The sequence below is a fragment of the Nostoc sp. PCC 7524 genome (genome assembly GCF_000316645.1).
Classification (GTDB): Bacteria; Cyanobacteriota; Cyanobacteriia; order Cyanobacteriales; family Nostocaceae; genus Trichormus.
This window is the reverse complement of record NC_019684.1, coordinates 3,184,306-3,206,525: the sequence shown is the minus strand read 5'-3', so window position 1 is coordinate 3,206,525 and position 22,220 is coordinate 3,184,306. Positions and strand designations below refer to the sequence as shown.

At 39.1% G+C, this 22,220-nt stretch carries 19 protein-coding genes and 1 pseudogene; 7 read left to right on the top strand and 13 right to left on the bottom strand.

Annotated features, from left to right (window positions below):
- Window positions 1-17 precede the first annotated feature (17 nt).
- The 4 genes from NOS7524_RS12800 to NOS7524_RS12785 form a co-directional block, all read right to left on the bottom strand.
- Window positions 18-2,225: a CHASE2 domain-containing protein gene (locus tag NOS7524_RS12800; protein WP_015138905.1), complete on the bottom strand. Its 2,208-nt coding sequence runs from the start codon at window positions 2,223-2,225 to the stop codon at window positions 18-20.
- Between the two features lie 2 nt (window positions 2,226-2,227).
- On the bottom strand, window positions 2,228-3,013 hold the full coding sequence (locus NOS7524_RS12795; protein WP_015138904.1) for a DUF928 domain-containing protein: 786 nt from the start codon (window positions 3,011-3,013) through the stop codon (window positions 2,228-2,230).
- 306 nt (window positions 3,014-3,319) lie between these two features.
- Entirely contained in the window at window positions 3,320-4,324 is a 1,005-nt protein-coding gene (locus NOS7524_RS12790; protein WP_015138903.1) for a CsgG/HfaB family protein, read from the bottom strand.
- 169 nt (window positions 4,325-4,493) lie between these two features.
- Window positions 4,494-5,066, bottom strand: a complete 573-nt coding sequence (locus NOS7524_RS12785) for an acetoacetate decarboxylase family protein (RefSeq protein ID WP_327084610.1) — start codon at window positions 5,064-5,066, stop codon at window positions 4,494-4,496.
- A 623-nt stretch (window positions 5,067-5,689) separates the two neighbouring features.
- On the opposite strand from NOS7524_RS12785, the gene NOS7524_RS12780 reads away from it, so the two are divergent.
- On the top strand, window positions 5,690-5,965 hold the full coding sequence (locus tag NOS7524_RS12780; protein ID WP_144050864.1) for a hypothetical protein: 276 nt from the start codon (window positions 5,690-5,692) through the stop codon (window positions 5,963-5,965).
- Between the two features lie 7 nt (window positions 5,966-5,972).
- On the opposite strand, the gene NOS7524_RS12775 is transcribed toward NOS7524_RS12780, so the two are convergent.
- Both NOS7524_RS12775 and NOS7524_RS12770 read right to left on the bottom strand, forming a co-directional pair.
- The gene (locus NOS7524_RS12775; protein ID WP_015138900.1) at window positions 5,973-7,439 is read right to left on the bottom strand and encodes a pentapeptide repeat-containing protein; all 1,467 of its coding nucleotides are present in this window, start codon (window positions 7,437-7,439) and stop codon (window positions 5,973-5,975) included.
- Between the two features lie 249 nt (window positions 7,440-7,688).
- Entirely contained in the window at window positions 7,689-8,456 is a 768-nt protein-coding gene (locus NOS7524_RS12770; protein WP_015138899.1) for a pentapeptide repeat-containing protein, read from the bottom strand.
- 510 nt (window positions 8,457-8,966) lie between these two features.
- Here NOS7524_RS12770 and NOS7524_RS12765 point away from each other — a divergent pair.
- Window positions 8,967-10,166, top strand: coding sequence for an FAD-dependent oxidoreductase (locus NOS7524_RS12765; RefSeq protein WP_015138898.1), 1,200 nt, complete (start codon window positions 8,967-8,969; stop codon window positions 10,164-10,166).
- 397 nt (window positions 10,167-10,563) lie between these two features.
- On the opposite strand, the gene NOS7524_RS12760 is transcribed toward NOS7524_RS12765, so the two are convergent.
- From NOS7524_RS12760 to NOS7524_RS12745, 4 genes are all read right to left on the bottom strand, one after another.
- Complete coding sequence (locus NOS7524_RS12760) at window positions 10,564-11,646, bottom strand: AI-2E family transporter (protein WP_041555298.1); 1,083 nt, start codon at window positions 11,644-11,646, stop codon at window positions 10,564-10,566.
- Window positions 11,647-12,017: 371 nt separating this feature from the next.
- The gene (locus tag NOS7524_RS12755) at window positions 12,018-13,451 is read right to left on the bottom strand and encodes a bifunctional orotidine-5'-phosphate decarboxylase/orotate phosphoribosyltransferase (protein ID WP_015138896.1); all 1,434 of its coding nucleotides are present in this window, start codon (window positions 13,449-13,451) and stop codon (window positions 12,018-12,020) included.
- A 49-nt stretch (window positions 13,452-13,500) separates the two neighbouring features.
- Window positions 13,501-14,223, bottom strand: a complete 723-nt coding sequence (locus NOS7524_RS12750; RefSeq protein WP_015138895.1) for a molybdopterin-dependent oxidoreductase — start codon at window positions 14,221-14,223, stop codon at window positions 13,501-13,503.
- A gap of 34 nt (window positions 14,224-14,257) precedes the next feature.
- A complete protein-coding gene (locus tag NOS7524_RS12745) occupies window positions 14,258-14,857 on the bottom strand; it encodes a cytochrome b/b6 domain-containing protein (RefSeq protein ID WP_041555736.1) in 600 nt (199 codons plus the stop codon).
- Window positions 14,858-14,990: 133 nt separating this feature from the next.
- On the opposite strand from NOS7524_RS12745, the pseudogene NOS7524_RS30715 reads away from it, so the two are divergent.
- The 4 genes and pseudogenes from NOS7524_RS30715 to NOS7524_RS12730 form a co-directional block, all read left to right on the top strand.
- Window positions 14,991-15,095 (top strand): annotated as a pseudogene (locus NOS7524_RS30715) (IS1/IS1595 family N-terminal zinc-binding domain-containing protein); the annotation flags it as partial.
- Between the two features lie 27 nt (window positions 15,096-15,122).
- On the top strand, window positions 15,123-16,268 hold the full coding sequence (locus NOS7524_RS12740) for an NYN domain-containing protein (protein WP_235622450.1): 1,146 nt from the start codon (window positions 15,123-15,125) through the stop codon (window positions 16,266-16,268).
- A gap of 239 nt (window positions 16,269-16,507) precedes the next feature.
- A complete protein-coding gene (hppD, locus tag NOS7524_RS12735; protein ID WP_015138892.1) occupies window positions 16,508-17,551 on the top strand; it encodes a 4-hydroxyphenylpyruvate dioxygenase in 1,044 nt (347 codons plus the stop codon).
- A gap of 129 nt (window positions 17,552-17,680) precedes the next feature.
- Entirely contained in the window at window positions 17,681-18,388 is a 708-nt protein-coding gene (locus tag NOS7524_RS12730) for an HAD family hydrolase (RefSeq protein ID WP_015138891.1), read from the top strand.
- Between the two features lie 125 nt (window positions 18,389-18,513).
- On the opposite strand, the gene NOS7524_RS12725 is transcribed toward NOS7524_RS12730, so the two are convergent.
- A complete protein-coding gene (locus NOS7524_RS12725) occupies window positions 18,514-19,140 on the bottom strand; it encodes a CPP1-like family protein (protein WP_015138890.1) in 627 nt (208 codons plus the stop codon).
- A gap of 681 nt (window positions 19,141-19,821) precedes the next feature.
- Here NOS7524_RS12725 and NOS7524_RS12720 point away from each other — a divergent pair.
- Window positions 19,822-20,538 (top strand): response regulator transcription factor, encoded by a 717-nt coding sequence (locus NOS7524_RS12720; protein WP_015138888.1) that lies wholly within the window; start codon window positions 19,822-19,824, stop codon window positions 20,536-20,538.
- A 233-nt stretch (window positions 20,539-20,771) separates the two neighbouring features.
- Here NOS7524_RS12720 and NOS7524_RS12715 read toward each other — a convergent pair whose 3' ends face one another.
- Window positions 20,772-20,969 (bottom strand): DUF2811 domain-containing protein, encoded by a 198-nt coding sequence (locus tag NOS7524_RS12715; RefSeq protein ID WP_015138887.1) that lies wholly within the window; start codon window positions 20,967-20,969, stop codon window positions 20,772-20,774.
- Between the two features lie 545 nt (window positions 20,970-21,514).
- Window positions 21,515-22,165, bottom strand: coding sequence for a bifunctional phosphoribosyl-AMP cyclohydrolase/phosphoribosyl-ATP diphosphatase HisIE (hisIE, locus tag NOS7524_RS12710; RefSeq protein ID WP_015138886.1), 651 nt, complete (start codon window positions 22,163-22,165; stop codon window positions 21,515-21,517).
- Between the last annotated feature and the right edge of the window lie 55 nt (window positions 22,166-22,220).

Genomic DNA, 22,220 nt, shown 5'->3' with positions numbered 1-22,220 from the left:
TGCACATAAAACCGCCATTATAGAGATTTATCCAGTGAATTAATAATTGCGATCGCCTCTGGTGGAATGTTGGTAAATCGAATCAAAAAATAATCTGTATCGATTGGTTTGATGACTTTGGCATAAATGTCTATGTCTGGTGCATCAATTAATCTGAGTTTGAGGTTGTTGAGGGGTTCTAGAGAATGTGCAGATTTGAGTTGCGCTTGTTTTTCTGTAAGACTCACCAATTCACCAGAAAATAATCTCCCTGTGGCTTGTTTACCTTGTAATACTGTAAATTCTACAGGGATTGGTGATAGCAAACTCACCATGACATCATTTTCTTTTGGTAAATGCAGATTATATTCACCACCGATACCACCAATGTCATAAATAGTAATGGGTTCTTTAATTCCTTTGGGTTCGATTTGTAATTGTCCGGTAATTTTGAGTTCAGTTTTGGCGTTTCTGTAAGTATTTTCGGAAATTAAAATTTGTCCTCCTACGGTGTAGGTTTCGATACGGGCAGCTAAATTTACATGACTGCCGATGACTGTATATTGGGCGCGTTTTTGTGAACCAATATTACCAGCGACAACTTCACCGGTATTGATACCAATCCCCATTTCTAGCTTTGGCAGGTTCATTTGCTGATTTTGTTGATTTACCTGCTGCATAGCTAATTGCATAGCAATAGCACAGGCGATCGCCCGTTCTGCATCATCAAGGCGACTAATGGGCGCACCGAACATGACAAAGATACCATCACCAATAAACTCATTAATTGTGCCTTTATATTGGTTAATTACCTCTGTCATTGCGCCCAGATAGAGGTTAAGAATTTGTACCACTTGTTCAGGAGGTAATTGTTCTGAAATCGCTGAAAATCCGCGTAAATCAGAAAACATTAATGTGACTTGGCGGCGTTCCCCACCTATCTTTAAACCAGTCGGAGTTTCTAATAAATTGGCGACGACTTCATCAGTGAGGTATCGTCCTAGGGTTTTTCGCATTTCGCCAGCACTTTGGGCGATGTATTGTGTCACTGCGATCGCTGAACCTCCCAAGGCTAAAACTGAAGGCACAACGGGAAGCCACCAACCTACAAGAAAAGCCACAAAACTACTGCCAATTAAAACGCCACCTGCAAAGATTACGTTGACTGCCAAGAATGTTTTTTGGTTAATATAATGGCGTTGTTGCCAACACAAAGCAGCACCAATAATTGAGCAAAATAAAATTAAGAGTAATTCTATCGGTTCAGGTAAATTTTTAATTAATGGACGATTATCTAAAGCCGCACTCAAAATTTGACTAATTAAATTAGCGTGAATTGTTACCCCCGCCATCCGTTCTGGAGCAGCAAATACTTTACTACTATAAGGTGTGTAGAATAAATCCTTTAAACTCTCCGCAGTTGCCCCGATTAATACTACCTTACCCCGCATGAAATCTGGGGGTATCTGGTTGTTTTGCAGTTGGGAAAGCGAGATGCTAGAAAATTGCTGCTGCATCCTACCGCGATAGTTTAATAATATTTGATAACTGCCATCATCAGCACGAATGTAACCGCCATCATTCGCTGTAAAAATTGGGAAGATACCCCGATTCAGTTGTAAATAATCAGGATTATTAGCTGATGGTTTGGCAGTAATACCTTCAGCTTCTAAATAAAGCAATGCCAATTTTAAAGCAAAACTTTCTAGAACATCTTCTTCATTGAAATTGACATACAACAAACCCCGGCGAATTTTCCCATCCCCATCTAAAGGTAAATCATTTGAGCCGACTTGTTGACGTTCTTTGAGTGCTGGCGGTGGATTTACAGCCGCACTATCAAAGCTGTTAGAAATTTTCTGCACACCAACTAAATTGGGGGTATTGGCAAATAGTTTGACTAGAGTTTCATGTCCAGGATCTACAGGTAAGTCACGATAAATATCTAAACCAATTGCCCTTGGTTGTTGTTGTTTGATAGTCGCCAAAACACTAGCCAATACTTCATCAGACATCGGCCATTTCCCCAGATTTTGGATATCTGCCTCGTTAATTTCAACGATGACAATGCGCCTATCTGGTGGTTCTGGTGGACGCAGTAGAAAAAATTGATCTAGTGCAGCCAACTCCAGGAGTTGTAACAGTCCTGTCAAGCGTAATATGATGACCAGAACTGTAATTTTAGGTACTGCAAATATTACACCCCGCCATTGCCAAATAACGGGTTTAAGTTTTTTCCCTAGCATGATTATTTCGCGGCTGAATTTTCAGCTTGACAACAATCAAGCAATGGTTGAGAGGCGATCGCATTTAAACCAACTGATCTTAAAAATTGTCGCCAATTTAAGACATAACGTAAGTTTTTAGGTTCACTGTAGCGTAGCTGGGCAACAGCAGTTAACGCTTCATACCAAATTCCTGCTTCTGCATAGAGATAGGGCAATTTTCGCACCTCTGCTGAAGCTAACTTTGCCGATAATGATGATTCCGGCTGAATACGTTCCACCCATCCCTCAACCCTAGGATTGGCGCTAAAGTCCTGCGGATGACAAACCAGAGTTAGATACCAATGGTAAGTTTTACCAATTGTTAATGCAGGTGAACTCTCTGGGAGAGTATGGCTAATAATTCCTGGTTGATTAGGTAGGGTTAAGGTAGTTTCATAAAATACCTTTTGGTCTTTGTCAGCCAACAAGATAAACTTAGCCGTTTTTACAGAAGTTTGCGGTACATACCAGAAAAATTTGGGACGTTCAGCAAACGTCAGTCCTAATTTATTTGCAGGGATGAGGGGGGTAACGAGTTGTTTCCCACTGATGCAAAAAGAACCACGGGTAGAACCACCAGCACTTACAGGTGGACTTCCCCGTTTTGGCGGCTTAAATGTCTGACTAATTAGCCCATTTTGTCTTGTGTTTTCTGAGTGCAACTGGATTTTTTGTGTTGCTAGGGTAGCAACAGGGAAGCAGTAGAAATACACAGGCAGGGAACAGGTGACAATAGATAAATATAGAGATGGTTTAATACATTTCATAATTGATGTAGAAATGCTTGGGTTAATGGAATTATTTGGCAAACACTCACCCGACTACATCAATTGTTCCCAAAACTAGCCCTAGATTTTACAGTGCTGAGTAAATCAAAAATTACTCAGCATTCAGAGGTGATTTATCAAGTAAAAATAAAATTACGGTAGGGTGTGTTAGTCGCATATTTTTGAGATGATTTGTCATTCAAAATATGATCAAAGCGCCTAACGCACCGTATTATATGGTAGTGCGTTAGGCTGAAGCCATAATGCACCCTACTACTGGGAACTGGTATTTTTACTCAGAACTCATCACTTAACAGGTTTAGCAATATCACCCACTTTCAATCCTGTACCAGAAATAATCTTACCTACACTTGATTGGGCATCAGCTTCTGTAATTTCAATTGTGCCAACATCTTGAGTGATTTGACGAATGACTTTACCCGTAACAGGATCTTTGACTTCTCTAGTTACTCTTTGAATTGATAGTTTCAATCCTTGACGATAGCCATCAGTTGTACCTTTATTTAAAATAATTGTTTTTCCAGAAACATCAGCAACTACTGCACTGACAGTTGGGTTTTTTGTCAGTGTTGTTGCTAACTTGGCAGAATTGCTATTAAGTTGTTGCACTACTTGATCGATGGCTCCAACTGTAGCATTAGTTAATAATGTTGCTTCCTTCCGAGAACTTGTATCTACACTATATCCACGGATACTAACAGCGCCTGAGCCATCACTAGATTGACCACTTCCCTCCGCAGTTGCCAAAATTTCGGCGGTAGAAGTATTGACTAAACGCACATTTAATTTAACATTGGCGCTAGTTTGTCCACCTCCTACACGTCCAAATCCTGGTATACTCACACCTCCACTACCACGTTCAATATTAAATGCAGTAATTGAACCAATCAGGACTGTATCAACACCTAAAATTTTTCCTATTTGGGCTGCGGTGCTAGCATCAAGTCTACCTGAAGCACCTAAATTTTGTTCAGCAAGGATCGCATCAAGTTTACTGCGTTCAATGACGCGGAAATTGCCGCTTTCAAATAGTTTATTCACTAAAATATCGCTGACACCTTTAGCACTACTTGTCCACCACCAAATCCAATTATCTGCAACGTTGCTATAGTCAAAATCAAGGACGGCAATACGGGGTTTTTCTTTATTATTATCCTTGTGGTTTAAAGTCGAAGTGTTGGCAAATTTAACTGATGATATCTGTTGATTTGCACTGGCTGGTAGAAGATTATGCAAACTGATACTAACCAACAGTGTGGAGCAAAACATGGACAGAGCAAGTTTTTTCATGAAACGCGATCGCCTACTAATTATCTAAATTTTTGATACATTGAAAAATGTGATTTGGTGTCATCATAATCACATTCTTTGTCAGAAATAAACTGAAATTACAGAAATTATACGAAATATTTATAGAAACTCTAAGTAAAAACCAGTAGATTAGTCTAGTAGTGCTGAGTCACCGTCTCATAACAATCTCTGGTGCTTCAACCTGCAAATTCATTTGCTCATGACGTACAGTGATCATAGGTTTACCTAAGCCTATCTCTGCAAAAGGGCTATCAGCAGGGATTTCTAGATGAGCAGTAACTAAACCCAACAAAGATTCACATTGAGCCAGGAATATCAGTAAGTTGTGATTCAACGTGCTGAAGGTAGATATGCTTAACTTTTGTCGCCAAGCGAAACTGAGTGGTGTGTAGTTGAGTGTACACAGCGTTTGGTTTCCCTGACGGATTGTGATATATCTGCTTTTTTCTGCCTGAAATTCTGCTAATTTCTTTGGTAATCCCCAAATTTCTCGACCACCAGCCATAGAATCAGAATTATCTACGTAAATGTGGGAAATCCAAGCACCGATTTTACCCCTATAAGCCACCACTGCCGGAGCCACAATCAACTCACTGTACTCTAGCACTGAGCCAGAACAGTAGGAGGCTAGATATACACTGCCAATAGTTTTACCAGGCCATAGGGTGATAATCTTTAACTCTGGAGGAATTAAGGAGCGCACTCGGTCAATATTTATCAAATGCAATGTTTGAATAGCATAGCCTGTCAGTGTCTAAGGTGCTAACGGATACGACATATATAGCTTTGTAATTTGAGGTTTATTCTTTTTTAGCAAATCATCAAATTAAAAGCCCCTTTCTCCCTCATGATGATTACTGAGGGGATACTTGCTCCTAACCACCTACTAGGGTCTAATTTCTGTAAAAATACTGATTTTTAGGGCAAATATATCTGAAAATCATGTTTTCTTTACATAAAAAATAAAAATACTGGGCAGTGCAAATACTAAACTGAATCTGTAAGCAAGTAGTCTTTCAAGTTAAACCTAGTCAATTACAGCTAAAAATTAGCAAAAATTAACCATTTGTTGTGTTTGTTAACAAATCTGTTATTATGAACTGTTTTTTAGGACAATTTATCATATTCATTGCTTAAATTTAGCTGAAAACTTTGTGTATAAAAATTTTATTTAGACTTTAAATTCTGTTTTAGTAATAAACGATATTTTGGGAATTAAGATGATTTATCTAGAGCTTAAAATACAGAAAATCTCAATTTTTTTGGAAACAATAGTTTTGAGACAGTAGAGAGAATTCCGTTTCTAACTTGTTTGATTACTGTCATCTACTACTGTCAGCAACAATGAGAAAGTCTATGGGCGATCGCCTACATAATCACAATGATAAGATGGATGTAGAAGCTGTTACTAAGTTGTTAGTATATACTACCTGTTCAGCTGCTCTATTGACTGCTAGCTGTGTGATAGCTAAAGCTGCATTCTTCTACTTTAGTCCTGCTCATAAAGCTAGCTACCCTACATCAATTCCCTGGATTAATAATCAATTTGAGTGTGAATACAGTGGTAGAAATTGGAGTAACAACCAGTGTTGGGATAAAGAGCATAGTCCCTGGTTTTGATGGTAACTCAACTCGATTGTCGCCAATGTATTGGTACTTCGATGTTATCAGGTAGACGAGTCGTGCGATCGCCAACCGCCATACAAATTTGTTGAGCTTCTAAGTTTTTCGCACCTGTCAAGATTGCCCCCTCTAGGTTCACATCACAGAAGTTAGCATCAGACAGGTTAGCTCCGACTAAATTAGCCTGAGTAAGATTAGCTTCATAGAGAGTTACCTGTTGTAGATTTGCTCCCATAAGGTTGGCTTTATGCAAGTCTGCTTCCGTTAAACTAGCCCCTGTGAAATCAGCAAATAATATTTCTGTTTGTTGGAGTTTAGCTGCATTGAGGTTGGCTCCAGACAAATTAGCACCATTGAGGTTTGCTCCCTGTAAATCGGCTCCAATTAAACCACAAAGATACAAGTTAGCTTTCCCCAATTTTGCCCCCTGTAAGTTAGCCAGAAATAGCTTTGCACCTGAAAGATTAGCTACTTTCAAAGTCGCTTGTTGTAGGTTGGCTTTATATAAATTTGCCCCTTGTAAGTTAGCTGCACGCAGACTTGCACCCACCAAGTAAGCACCCCGTAGATTCGCCCCAGACATTTCCGCACGATTAAGGTTTGTGCCATTGAGATTTGCGCCTTGTAGATTGGCTTTCAACAAGTTGGCTTCATAAAGAATAGAACCAGCCAGTTTCACACTCTCCAGATTAGCTCCACTTAAGTTACAGCTACGTAAATCAGCCCCCCGCAAGTCAGAACCGCGCAAATCTGCACGTTGTAAATTAGCTCCCAATAAGTCTGCTCGTCTTAAATCGGTGTATCTTAAATCTAGTGTTTTACTTTCCTCTTCCTGCTGGAAATTACGTCTGCCAATCACAGTTAAAGCTGCTTGAATATCCCGACGAATTCTTGTTGATTCTTCCGAGATATTGATTCCCAACTGCTGTACTCGCCGCTCCCCGTTTTTATGGTTGCTAGAGTAAGGCTGTAAGTCTTCTTCCCTGCGTTCTGCTGCTTCATTGACAACAGCATTTTCTCGTACAAATGCTGTCAAAATTTCCATGATTGTCCAATGCTCTTGAGGACAATCTTGAGCAACTCTTTCTAATACATAAATGGCACTTGTCCGGGTTTCAACTTTTTCATGCCCCAGTTGAGTGATTGCTGCCATCAAGCGTTCTGAAACTAATCTATCTTGAGTAACTTTGGCATTCTGAATATTAATTTCTAGATTTTTTTCAGCAGCTACTGCACTTTTATAGATTGCATCTACTCGTTTAGCTGCATAATAAGCATTAATCATGACTCCCAAGCCTAAAAAAACAATGGCAGTAGTGGTTAATGCTTGATTCCTATATTGCAATTGTTGCTGAAATGATAATTTTTCAATATGCGATGATGTAAATAAAATCAGTGTAATAAAAAAAGCAAACACGACTGCTGTGGTGATTAACCATCGCCACAACGTGTCTGTTTTATTGGCAGACATAATAGCAATATTACTTAGGGGCTTGAAAAAGATAATATAGCATTTAACTGAAAAATCAAATATGTTACGGCAAAAATTCGGTTATGTATTGCTTCCGTTAAATAAAATACATCTCAACTTTATGAAAATTTAATCAAGACTTACGCAAGAGTTAAAAATTTTTCTTTGAGTTAGTCAACAGTTCATAGCCTATAGTAAAAACAAAAATAATTACCATTAAAAATTATAATTTTGGATAGTATCAAAATTTTATGTATTACTGTTTGTAGTGTCTATCACTACAAACTGAGCTTCTCGGAGATTTGCGTCATCAAATATAGCATCATCGATAATTGCCCAATGAAGATGAGCTAAATAAAGGTTGGCTCTACGTAAATTAGCGCCTGCAAGATTCGCTTTGCTCAAATTAGCGGCACTGAGGATAGCTCCTGAAAGGTTTGCCCCTGAAAGGTTTGCCCCTAAAAGGTTGGCTGCACTGAGGATGGCTCCAGATAGATTTGCTTGACTCAGGTTTGCCCCAGCAAGATTGACATGATAGAGATTTGTGAGTTCTAGATTTGCTCCTTGGAGATTTGCTCCTCTCATGTCTGTGTGGCTTAAATTTAGTTGTTCAGTTTCTGAGTCTTTGTGTCTGTCTGTTTTGGCAATTATGGTTAAAACAGTTTGAATTTCTGTCCGGATTGGTAATGTGGATCTATTATCGCTTGCTACTTGAGAAATGTAGGGAGCATTGTTGCGTACAAAGTCACAGAGAAACTCAATAATTCTTCCCTGATATTGGGGATAATCTTGAACTAATTTCTCTAAATAAAAAATAGTTTCTAGCCATTTTTCTAGTTGTTGATTGTGCCAATACTCAATAGCTAATTGTACTTGCTGCTTGAACACATAATGAAAATTATTTGTTAAGCTGACAGACGAAAAATATTTCTTAGGAAAGATATCTGTCAGAGTATGTTGATTATTTTTAATTTCCTTGGTAACTGATTGGTAAAAATTAAAGATTTCAGTAAACATAAATAATATGATATTTAGGAATTTAGTGTTACGTATTTTTTCTAAATTTTCAAGGTCGAAACCTGTTAAATATAATGTATATTTCTACCAATAAAGATAAATGTCTCTCGTTGCTCCAAGATAATTGAACATAAATTTATGTAATTATGATGCAAAGTATTGGTATTCGGTAAAATTATTTACATAATTTTTAATTGTGACAAATATCATGATTTAATTGATGGGAAATGTCTCAATAAGCAAGTAATACAGGGTTTTAATTAATTTGTGTTTGTGAGAATTCTCTAATCTGAGTCAAAAATGATATGCTATTACTAAGTATTAATGAATAACATAAACACTTACTAGGGTTTAATAAATACAAATAGGACTGCATCAAGTTCCAATTTTTAGACAAAAAATCCTGAGATTATTTAATAATCATGCCAGAAATTTCTGCCTAGAAGTTATCATTTTTCAGCATAAGTTCCTCAGCGCAAAAGTAGCCTCAGCATTTGCTGAAATTTACAGATGCAACAAAATTTACAACCGATCGCACAAAATTTAGTCTTAGTAGGTGGTGGTCACAGTCATGCCATTGTACTCAGAATGTTTGGGATGAAACCTCTACCGGGAGTACGTTTAACTTTAATTACTCCGGCTTCAGATACACCCTATTCTGGAATGCTCCCAGGACATATTGCAGGCGCTTACAGCCGTGACGAATGCCATATCGACTTGGAAAGATTAGCTAATTTTGCTCAAGCGCAATTGTATATTGACAAAGTAGTTGACCTGGATTTAAAAAACCACAAAGTGATTTGTGCTAACCGTCCTGCCGTAGATTTTGACTTGCTCTCTATTGATATTGGCAGCACTCCAGCCACAATATCTGTATCAGGTGCCGCAGAATATGCGATCGCAGCTAAACCAGTAGCCCAGTTTTTAGAGCATTGGTATCAACTATTAGCAAATGTAGCGCAAAATCCCCAAAAACCAATCATTATCAGCATTGTCGGTGGTGGTGCTGGGGGTGTGGAATTGGCACTAGCAATGCAAACTCATCTCCACCGCATCTTACAACAAGCTCAACAACCACTCCCAAATCTAAAAATTCATCTATTCCAGCGTCACAGTCAACTCATGCCTGATCATCATCCATCTGTGCAGCATCAGGTGCAACAGGTGTTGCTTAGACGTGGGGTAAAGTTACATTTGGGTGAAACCGTTGCTCAAATTGCACCATCTGCCAAGGATGAAGCATTGTTTGAAGTGAAGTGTGAATCTGGGTTAACCATAGAGTGCCACAAAGTTTTTTGGGTAACGCAAGCATCAGCACCCCAATGGTTAAAAACTACAGGGTTAGCAACGGATGAGCAAGGCTTTATTTTAGTCAAAGATACATTGCAATCTCTCAGCCACCCAGAAGTATTTGCTGCTGGTGATATTGCCACAATGGAGAAACATCCCCTACCAAAGGCGGGAGTCTTTGCTGTGCGTCAGGGTAAACCCTTATTTGCAAACCTGCGGCGGATGTTATTCGGTAAATCACTCCAACCCTACAGACCACAGCAACAATATTTAAGTTTAATAGGTACAGGAGATGGACGCGCGATCGCTAACAAAGGCTGTTTCACTCTCCCACCCCACCCACTCCTATGGCACTGGAAAGACTGGATTGACCGCCGCTTCATGGCAAAATTTGATGAAGGATTGGGGACTGGGGATTAGGCATTTTCTAGCTTCTGCTTCTTTCTAGCATCTAGAACACCAATTCAGTATTCCTAGAAGAACCCCTCCCCCAGCCCCTCCCCTGCAAAGAGAGGGGAGTTTTGCTCCCCCTTCCCTAGTAGGGAAGGGGGTTGGGGGGTTAGGTTTTCCATTACTGAATCGATGCTCTAGGCTCTCAACTCTTGTACCAAAAAATAAAAAGCCCCCGGCTATCACCACCGGGGTACTGATTATGTATGCCATCAACTCTATTCCTACTCATAGAGGATGCCATCTGTTTGACTTTAGCGCATCCGAGAAAATGCAAAAATTGCATAATTTTAATTCTTTTTTTGCAACATAGTACAATCGCGTAAGTAGATCAAGAAAATGTCAACCCAATTAACCCAGCCCCCAACTATAACTTTTCCGGCGCTGCTTCAGCAACGACAGCTTGATGCTCATCGCTAGATACAGACTCCCAGCCATCGATAATATCTTTAATTAAACCCGCCACAGGTACGGCAATAATCAATCCTATCAACCCACCGATGTAAGTTCCCACCAGTAAGGAAATCAACACCCATACTGGCCTCACTCCTGTCAGACTACCAAAAAGTCGGGGTGCGATCGCTTGGTCAATTAACTGGTCAATAATTACCGCTACTGCTAAAACTTTCACCGCTAACCAAAAATCATAGGACGCGATGATTAAACTGATCACAATTAAGCTCACCACATCCCCAAAGGGAATTAAACTAGAAATGCCAATACCTAAACCAAAAAGTAACCCAAACTGAACTCGAAAAACTAAAAACATCAGGGTTTGGGAAGTCCCCATCAGTAAAGCTAAAGTTGCTTGACCAATTAAGTAATTTTGAAAGTTATCCTGAATAGACTGACTTAACTGTTGAGCAAAATTCCACGGGAATTTCTTAAATATACTTTCCCAAATTCTTTGCCCATCTAATAATATATAAAAAGTTAAAACTAAAGTTACCAGTGCTTCCGAAATGCTATCAATTGTATCTATAAATATACTTAATAAATTATCAAAAATATTCTCCAATTCATCTGGTAATTTATCAATTAACCTGGTAATTATTTGACTGAGGTTAACCTGAAATCTTTGTCCTAATACTGCATCAGTATAATTTTGAATTTTCTCCTGACTAGAATCAATCCACTGAGGAAGTAGTTTTGCTACTTCATGAAATTGTTCTAATGCTATTGGTACTAATATAATAGCTACCATGATTAAGACTAGCAAAGTTACACAAAATACTAATGCTATAGCATAGTTACGCTTTATTCCTCTTTGTTGGAGTAGTGAAACTGGATAGTTTAAAATAAAAGCCAGTAAAGTTGCTAAAATAAAAATTGTCACTAGGGGCTGGAAATATTGAAAAAATCGAAAAACTAAACAACCATTGAGAAATACTAGAGGAAATAACAAAGTGACAATTAAGCATTTAATTAATAATTTTAGAGATATATTCATCATATTGAGTTCAAAATACTTATTTAAGAACTAATATTATACATCTATCATTAGTAAGAACTATGCAAATTAAATCTGCATATCTCTTAATTTTAAGTATGACAGAAACTTCAAATTTTATACTAATTAACGTTTAAAAATAATATTTAGCAATAGCCAAGGTAGTAATGAGAGGTTCTTTATCAATTAAAAATAAAATTACCTGATATCTTGCGCCAGATTTTCATACCACCTAGAAATACATTTCTGGGCTGTATAGCTCAAGTCGATAAATCTGACTAGAACAATCTTTCAGTCCGTTAAAACGGACTTAGGCTATGAGAATCTCCATTTATTCCGAGGCGGAATATCGCTTCGGTGCAAGATATGAGTTAGCTTTCAGTTAGCGCCAAAAATTGCTCATCATTAATTCTGCCTGATTGATGCAGAACATTAGTTATTTCAGAAATAGTTAAAACTGCATGAGCGCGATACCCATTTTGTTGTAATCTATCTTTTACCCCTTGCTCATGGTCAATAAAAACGACAATATCATGCACATTTAAGCCAGCAGACTTTAACTTTTCTGCCCCTTCCATCACACTTTTACCACTAATCAAAATATCATCAACAACTACCACCGTTTCGCCGGGATCAAAATTACCTTCAATTAATTTTCGAGTTCCGTGTGCTTTCACTTCTTTACGAGGAAAAATCATTGGACAATGCAGACGTAAAGATAACCCTGTAGCAGTAGGCAAAGAACCATAAGGAATACCAGCTAACCTATCAAACGTGAGATTCTGTAAAATCTCCTCATAGCCACTGATAACTTGACTAAAAATTTGGGGATTAGAAATAATTTTGCGTAAGTCAATATAATAAGGAAATATTGCTCCTGATGCTTGGACAAAGTTACCAAACATAATGCAATCAATCTCATAAAGCTGCAAAATCAAATCATGTAAAGGATGGTGATTTGCAGATACAACATCTGGTAGCCAAACAGGACAAGTCTCACCATTCTGAATTACCTGATTTCTCACCTGATTAATTTCTGTATTTAAAGACTGGATTTCTTCAGATAAATTTGGTTTGGCTAAAATATCTTGAGGAACAGGAATTAATAAACCATCACCATTAGCATCCAAACCAGCCTCTAGAATTTGCTTCAAGTTACCGCCTTCAGCCCAGATACTACGCGCCATAATGATCCTTTCAGGCGCAATTGCACGAATTCGAGATAAAACATCAGGATTTTTAGTTCCTACTTCTAAAGCCAATTGTTCTGGAGTACCCCAATTTTTTGACTCTTTTACTACCTGTAAATAAAGTGGTGATTCGTTTGTTGGATAGTGTTGTAAAGCTTCTGCACCTGGGTTAGAAGTGCAACATAAAATAAATACTGCTTTATCAGGATAAACCAAAAACGGAGCTACATGATCTTGCCCTGTATATGGGCTAAGAGTAATAGCATCTACTTGCCATTCTGTAAACACAGTCCGAGCTAACATAGTGCTAGTATTTAAATCACTATGTTTAGCATCTAAAATAATTGGGATATGTTTTGGGATAGCGGCTAAAGTTTTTGCCAATAATTCTAAACCCGGAATACCCAAAGCTTCATAAAAACCTAACGTTGGCTTATAAGCACAGACAAAATCAGCAGTTTCCCCAATAATGAATTGCATCCAATCCCATAAACTATGAATGATATCTTGAGATTCATAGCCAGCAGGCATCATCTCTGGATTGGGATCAAGTCCAACAAATAGTAAACTTTGATTGTGCGAAATGCTGTGATGTAATTTATCTAAAAAATTCATTAGTTTAAAACAAATAATGATCAGACTTATGGCTTAGACTATCCCTAATTTAAATTCCTGCAAACCATTCATAACCTTGGTCTTCCCAGTAACCCTTAAAAGCTGTTAAATGACTGGTGAGCATGATTTTAGTTACCCACTTACTTTGTTTATAACCAAGTTTAATTGGCGAAGCTAAACGTAAGGGCGCACCATTCTCAACTGGCAAAGATTCACCATTTTTTTGATAAGCTAACAGTGTTTGTGGATGTAAAGCTGAAGCAATATCCCAACTTTCATAATAGCCATCAGCCGATTTAAAATAAGCATACCGGATATTATTCTTAGGTTGAGCAAGAGCAATAATTTCTCTCAAACACACACCACCCCATTGCACGATCGCCGCCCAACCTTCTACACAAACATGGCGTATAATCATGGAAGTGAGGGGTAAACTCTGAATTTCTGCCATACTGAGACTCAAGGGATTATTCACCTCGCCATCAACGACTAAACGATATTTGTCTAAATCAATAATTGGTGTGTAACGGAAGCTATTAACTATCAAAGCCTCTGGTTGAATTTCACTAGGCGAAAATTCCGGTACTAGCTTTTGGTCATTAAATATTAGTTTCTCAAATTTTTGATTGAGTGGTTCAGAAAGCGTACCTACCAAGTCTTCAAACAGTGGTGTACCACAACCACCAAGCAATAAACTGATGCTAGAAACACCGGAAATTTTCAAAAATTGACGGCGCGTTAACTGGGGATGACGTAAGCGAATTAAACTCATATTTAATTATGCGAAATTTACGTATTTTATAGTTTCACCAAAACATTGACTCTGTGAGTTGTTCACCACCAGCTTTGTGACCTAAAAATGAGTGAATAATTGTAAATATTACCACCAGTGGCACTGAAGCGAAATGCACAATCCGCAGTCCTTGCCAACTGCCAAACATATCTACAATCCAAGGAAATTGAGCTGGCTTATACATCCCTACACCTGTTAGTAGTGCTAGCAGCAAAATCGGAATTATCGATGTGTAGACAATGCGATGCCAAGCATAAATTAGACGCTTGGGATTTTGACTTTTTTGTAATGCTTTCCAGTCATTCACACCCACAAATCTATGTCGCCAACGTCGAGTGATGAAAATATAAATTCCATACCACAACAGATTTAAGGAAAATAACCACATAGCCGCAAAGTGCCAATGTCTACCACCTGCTAACCAACCTCCTAATGTAAATATCGGCGAGATATGTAAACCTGTACGTCCACCAAACACTGGGTTGGCGTTATAAATTTGTAGTCCACTGGTAAGCATGAGGAACAAGCTAACGATGTTGATGGAGTGAAAAATCTTAGCTCCTATCGCCTGATTTGGTAACTTCCGCAGTTTTGGGGGAATATTTGTAGTCATATTTACGATTAAATTTTTACCTTGATTAGTTGCGATTAACACTATGTAACAGTTATGTTAAAAAATGTAAAGTACACTTTTCAAATTCCATACTCAGAGGTAATCATCAGCACATGACAAACTCAAGAAGAAGATGAAATGTCCTCACTGCGGATCAACTTCATATCGTAAAAACGGTCATCGAAACGGCAAGCAAAATTACCTTTGCAAGAATTGTGGTAAACAATTTCTAGAGTCTGCCTTACCTCATACCCAAAACAATGAATTGACTGCGGAGAGTAGTGAACATAATCAAATACCAGTATTTCCCACAACAGAACTGATTTTAGGAAGTAACTCTTTAGATAAAAAAGCTACTGAACCCACTACAGCATTTTTTAGTTTAAATGTTTTTGAAGAAATCCTACAAACTATCCTATCAAGTGGGTGGCTTGATTCACCGATTGTTTGCCAAGCTATTAATACAATTAAACAACAAATAGAGACTCAAAATAAGTTACAAGATATAGGGATTTCTCTCCTACTTTTAGATGTAGAAAATTTAAAAATCAATAGTGAGATAGAAGGATTTTTAGCTAGTGTATGTAAATACCCTCTCAATACTAAAATCGGTTTCGCAAACTGGAAAAATCCCAGCGTTGGTAAGCAAGATGTAGAATTATATGAGCGGGGATATCAACTTGTTCATGTACCTGATGGCAAAGATGGTGCTGATGCCAAAATGATTGCTATTGGTGCCAGTATTTTACGTTCTTATCCTAGCGTGAAAGAAATCTTAGTCTGCTCTGGAGATGGAATTTTAACTCACCTCTGTAATGAACTACAAAATCAAGGTCTGACAGTATATTGGGTACGTAGACAAGGGCAAATTTTGCATATAGAAAACCGCAACACGGGAAAATATATTTTTTATGACCTTTCATTAGCAATAGAAATTCCCTCTTTAGAAGATGTGGTGCAGAAAATCGAGAATTTAATTAAGGCGGAACAAGAATCGATTGAGGACAAACTGAATAAATTAGTAGCGATCGCCACTCTTTTTCAAGAGCGATGTCATCTAGAATTCAATCAGAAAAATCCAGTCAAACCAGAAAAAATATTGTCAAATTCTGCGACATCAGATTGCACACAATTACAACGTCTTGTCAAGACTATTAATTCTCAAGAAGTATTAGAGAACTTACTCTTAGAAATTATTCATAAATCACCTCAGACTAAATTATCTGTGTCAAAGCTAGGTACAGAATTACAGAAACTCTCTGGACAATCACCTAATACAATTATCAAAAAACTAAAACTAGGTTCCAGTTTTACCAAGTTTTTACAATCATCCTCTAAATTTCTTTTAAAATACACTGGCAGGGAATACGAAATTACTAAGGCTGAAGATCATCCCCTATTTAGTGAGTAGATTTCCTAAATTGAGCCTGTAATTTAGTATTATGTAATAAATATATAAAGAAATGTAAATAGTGCCATGCAAAAAAAAATTGTTGTGATAGTCGGTGCAATGCTCTTAGCTCTGTCTACTGAGTCACTACGTCTCATAAAGTGTGCTTAAATAATTATTGCCTAGGAAAGACTCGCAAATCTAGCTATAAAGGCAAAATTTACAGTTAGATAAGCTGTGGTGCTGGACTTTGAGAATTTATGAAAATTGATCATGTTCACTTCTATGTAGAAGATGCCAAAGTCTGGCGGGATTGGTTTGTTAATTATTTGGGTTTTACGCCCATAGCCAATGGTATTTGTTCATTCCACACTCGCACCGAAGCGGTTAAAAGTGGAGTTGTGAAGTTCTTGCTGTCTTCGCCGTTATTACCAACCAGTCCAGTAGCGGAATTTTTGCGTCAACACCCCCCTGGTGTAGCAGATGTTGCCTTTACCGTTGCAGATGTGGAAACAGCGATCGCCCATGCTCAAGCTCACGGTGCGACAATATTACAATCCCTTGAGGAGCGCCAAGTAAGTAATATAAATTACAAATGCAGCAAAATCGCTGCTTGGGGTGGGTTAACTCACACCCTGCTCGAAAAAGTACCGTCACCAGATGAAGATTCAGTCATAACTTCATCAACAAACGCCATTACCGCCATCGATCATATAGTGCTGAACGTAGCAGCCGGCGATTTAGAGGCTGCGGTGACTTGGTATCAAAAAATTCTCAACTTTCAACCCCGACAGACTTTTAAAATTCAAACCGATCGCTCTGCCTTGTACAGCCAAGTGATGGTTTCCCGCAACGGTGCTGTGCAGTTACCAATTAATGAGCCAGCCTCCAGAAATTCCCAAATTCAGGAGTTTTTAGACGTAAACCGTGGTCCTGGAATTCAACACATCGCCTTACAAATACCTAATCTAGTCAGTGCGATCGCTCAATTTCGTCAGCGTGGTTTATCTTTACTGACAGTTCCCCAAACCTACTACTCACAACTCCAACAGCGCCCAGGACTACCTTTATCTCCTCTAGAATTACAAGCGATCGCCCAACAGCAAATTTTGGTAGATTGGCAGCCAAATTCCCATCCAGGAGTATTGTTACAAATCTTTACTCAGCCCATCTTTGGACAACCAACCTTTTTCTTTGAATTTATTGAACGTCGTCGTCAGGCTCAAGGCTTTGGTGAAGGCAATTTTCGCGCTTTATTTGAAGCTATTGAAAGTGAGCAGATGAAACGCGGAACTTTACAGTAGATTGCTGTGAGCTTTCTTCGCGGCTTTGAGCAATGCTGTCTTCTCTACACCCTACCCCCAACACCCTGTTGTTGACTATTGATACCAAGGTACAATATTTTTAATAAAAATTAACATTGACTTCCGCCGATGCTGAGACTGATTACTGACTTCGACGGCCCAATTATGGATGTTTCTGAAAGATACTACCGTGTTTATCAATTTTGTCTAGAGGAAATCCGATATCCTGATCAAGCGGTGCAACAACTTTCTAAAGCTGAATTTTGGCAGATGAAGCGATCGCGTGTTCCTGAAAAGCAAATTGCCTTAAATTCTGGCTTAAATGAGCAACAAGCCCAAGAGTTTGCCCAATTACGACGCAAAACAGTACACACAGAACCTTACTTTGCTTACGACAGTCTCATCCCTGGTGCTGTAGAAGCATTGCTAAAAATTCAACAGGCTGGGGTTGATTTGGCAGTCATGACGATGCGCCGTGTACGAGAATTAGACTATGCCTTTCAAAAATACGATTTAGTCCAATTTTTTCCAGAAAATCGCTGCTATTGCCTGAGTAATGACTACGTAAAAACCCGTGATATTGAAGATAAACCCTTATTAATGACAAAAGCATTAGCGGAATTACCAGCCGCAGCCGATACGTGGATGGTGGGCGATACAGAAGCCGACATTGCCGCCGCGAAAAAGCATGATATTAAAGTCATAGCCGTCGAGTCTGGCATCCGCGATCGCACTCAATTAGAACTTTACCATCCTGACTTGATTGTGCCGAATTTAAGCACTGCCGTAGATTTCATTTTCAAATCCACAGTATCAGATGTAGCATTGACCAAGTGAACTAAAAACCCCTTCCTGAATACAATACCTTTACTAAAAATGCCCTCACTCTAAAAGAGTGGGGCTTTTCAGAAATTGGCGAATGAGTCGGTACTCTAAAGGCTGAGTTAGGTTGTGAGTTGTATTTAACGCAAAAAACTGCTGACTAACCACAACAATATAAACGTCAGCACAGTGGAAAACTGATTGGCTGTGAGATGGAGAAACAATATTTGTGACGAGAGCCAGCCAGCAATTAGTCCCCCCGCAATTAAGCCAATGATTAGCCCAATGAGAGTAAACAAAACTGCTCGGCCAAATCTACCTTCTTTGCGGTTGAGAAAATAAATACTTACCCCTACCCCAACCACTAATGCCAGCTGCAACACTTGATCGCCTGTTGCTGGGTAAAAAATACTAATCGTACTCAAACCCACATACCAAGCGCCGGGCAGAAGCACATCTGCCTTTGTGGGCTGATCTAAAATATTTTGCAGCCACGCAGGTGACTGTTCGCGAGGGGTTGGGCTTTCTTTAGGAGGCGATTGTACTCTCAGTTCTGGGAAGCGGATGCGCTCAGGCACCTTGATTTTGCCTTCCTGGCGCATCCGTAAGCGATCCATTAAAATCGCATCGTAAGCCGCCTCAACGATTTCTAGACTCTTGGCATCGCCACTATATTGCTCCATCAGACGATTGCGGGCATCTTGAATCTCATCGAAGCTCGCATCTTCTGACACCCCAAGTTTTTCGTAGGGATTTTGATCGCTCATGGGAGTTTATACTTCAGCCTTAGTCTGCGGCAGTTTTGTGTTGAAGAATAACAATTTTAGATTCTAAATTTGATCGAAAACAAAATGTATCGATCGAATTTTATGCTCTACCAGGATAGTAGCACATAGTCAGATTGACCCAAGAATTTTAACTACAGCCACTTTAACATATTGTCATAACTCCGTGTATACCCTCATGTCGTTAACCAATTCTGGCTCTAACCTAGAATTTGAACCGGGAATACCTAAAAAATGCTGTTTTTCTGAAAAAAACTTTTTGTTTCAGATTTAGCAATTTACCGTAACTTGAGGAAATTTCCATGATTTAGCTCAAAATTCAGTAGTGGTATCAATCCACATAAAGATTTAAAATTAGACAGTTTTAAATCACGACTGAATTAAAATCAAAAAGTCTCTTGGACGAAGAAGCATTTGTAGCTCATAACCTAACATTAGGTAACTGTACATGAATTCACTCATGACAATACCTGAACTTAACCGTAAAAATGGCTACTATAGTCTTCCCAGTGCCGTTGTCCAACATCTTGATTACACTATGATCTGGGTAATCAGGAAATTTATTTTTGAGCCTTGTAGCTTCTTAAATAATTCCCAAGTGAAAATCGCGTTTTTACGCAACACTGCTGTTAATTTTAATTAATTTTGTGCAAAGTGATGGTCATGGCTCCTGCCAAGATTCTTGTAGTTGACGACGACCCGGCGGTTCGGAATTTAATCCAACGCTTTTTGTTGAAGCAAAACTATCAGGTGGAGGCTGCTGAAGATGGTAAGACAGCTCTGTCCTTATTTGAGCAATTTAACCCTGACTTGGTAATTCTCGATGTGAATTTGCCAGATGTCATTGGGTTTAACCTCTGCCAAGAAATGCAAAGTCGTAATGGTGTTTTTGTTCTCATGCTGACGAGCCGTGCGGATGAGGCTGACAAGATTCGCGGCTTTTCTAAAGGTGCTGATGACTATCTCACTAAGCCCTTTGGCTTGGGAGAACTAGAAGTCAGAGTAGCAGCTATATTGAGAAGACAGCGCGTTGTTACCACTGCGGAACAAAAACGCTTAGTATTTGAAAAACTGATGATTGATCCGGTACGGCGAGAGGTAACACTCAACAGCCAGCCTGTACCATTGACAGCTTTAGAATTTGACCTGTTACATTTTTTAGCTAGCCATCCTGGTCGAGTTTGGCGACGTGCAGAACTGATTCAAGAAGTCTGGGATTATGAATATGTTGGTGATCAGCGAGTTGTAGACGTACATATTGGTCAAATTCGTAAAAAGATTGAAGTTGATGTTACTCAACCTGCATTAATTCAAACTGTGCGCGGAGTCGGGTATAAATTTGAGTCTTCTACTAACTCCCAGTTAGAAACCAATTCCTGAGTATGAACAAGACACTAATGTAGGGTGGGCTTTGCCCACCAAAACCCAGATATAGCGGGCAAAGCCCACCCTACGTGTAGTTCAACAATCAAATACAAGTCCTCTATAATATCGATGCACGGGTACGGATAACGTACCCAAATTTTTGTATAAGTAAAACAAGTAACATTTGTACCAGCACTCAAGGGTGTCTGGTACATTAGCTATTTTTAGCGAACCGAAGGCTGTTTTAATTAGCAGTGATGAAACAAAGTTTCTAAGTAAACACGAGCAGCACGGCGATCGCTATCTCCGTTTTGCAGCAAAAATAGTGACAGAGCTGCCGTTAATACACGATTTTGATCCCAATCTGGATGAGTTTCTAAGTAAGTCTTTAAGGAATCATGGAGAGGTTCGGGGATTTCAGTAAAAATACTAACTGTTGCGTTCATGTGATTTTTCTTCTCCAAGGTTAGTCAATAGGGGGAATTTCTGGCAGTGAGGCAGTTTCAGACAACATCCGCACTGGTATTTGAGGTGATTTTTGATGTTAGCAGTCGCACAAAATATAAAACCCGGCCGCCTCATTGTGCGATAAGAGGGGGTGGGTTTGTCAATGCTGCGAAATGTTAAAAACGCTGGTATAAAAAATAAATGTGAACGGAACAATCAGGGTTTTATATACTTTTTCGTTACATTACTTAATGAAAACTCAGTCCGTTGAGTTTCCATATAGCTGGAGTCAAAAATCCCCAATAAGGTTGCAAGAGCCGATTCGTTCGTACAGCAACTGTGGAAAACTTTGAAAACACCTGTGGAAACCCTGTGGAATCAGTGAGGAAAATTTTACCTAATGATAAGAATTACAAAAATAGGCAATAGGCAATAGGCAATAGGCAATGGGCAATAGGCAATAGGTGGGAGTCATTAGTTTTTCTCCCCAATCCCCAATCCCCAGTCCCCAGTTCCCAGTCCCCAATCCCCAATCCCCAATCCCTCACCGTCGCCGCTCTTGCAGCTTACGATAAACAGCCTTTAAATCTACTTGATGGTGAGCTAGAGCAACTAGGGTATGGTAAAGCAAGTCAGCTACCTCACCAGCGATCGCCTCTGGGTCATTATCCTTACAGGCCATCACTACTTCCGCACTTTCTTCACCAATTTTCTTTAAAATCTTGTTATCACCGCCCGCAAATAACTTACAGGTATAGGAACTTTCTGTAGGGTGATCCCGGCGATCGCATATCACTTGAAACAATTGCGATAATGTATCCCCTGGAGGTGCGGTAATTGCCCCATCTACTTGATGAAAGCAACTGCGTTCACCCGTATGGCAAGCAATATCTCCTATCTGCTCAACACCAATCAACAGAGCATCACTATCACAGTCATAACGAATACTTTGCACCTTCTGGATATGCCCAGAAGTCCCTCCCTTATGCCATAGTTCCTGACGGGAACGACTCCAAAACCAAGTTTGTGCTGTGTCTAAAGTCTTTTGTAATGACTCCCGATTCATCCACGCCATCATCAAGACAGTACCATCCAAATAGTCTTGGACTATGGCTGGCACTAAACCCCGTTCGTCGTAGCGGATTTTTTCGACGGGAATGGCATTGTGTAATGAATTTGAATCGGTGGAAAACATACCAGCTAATCTGCTCTAAATAAAAAAATGATGCCTGGTTTCACGATATCATTAA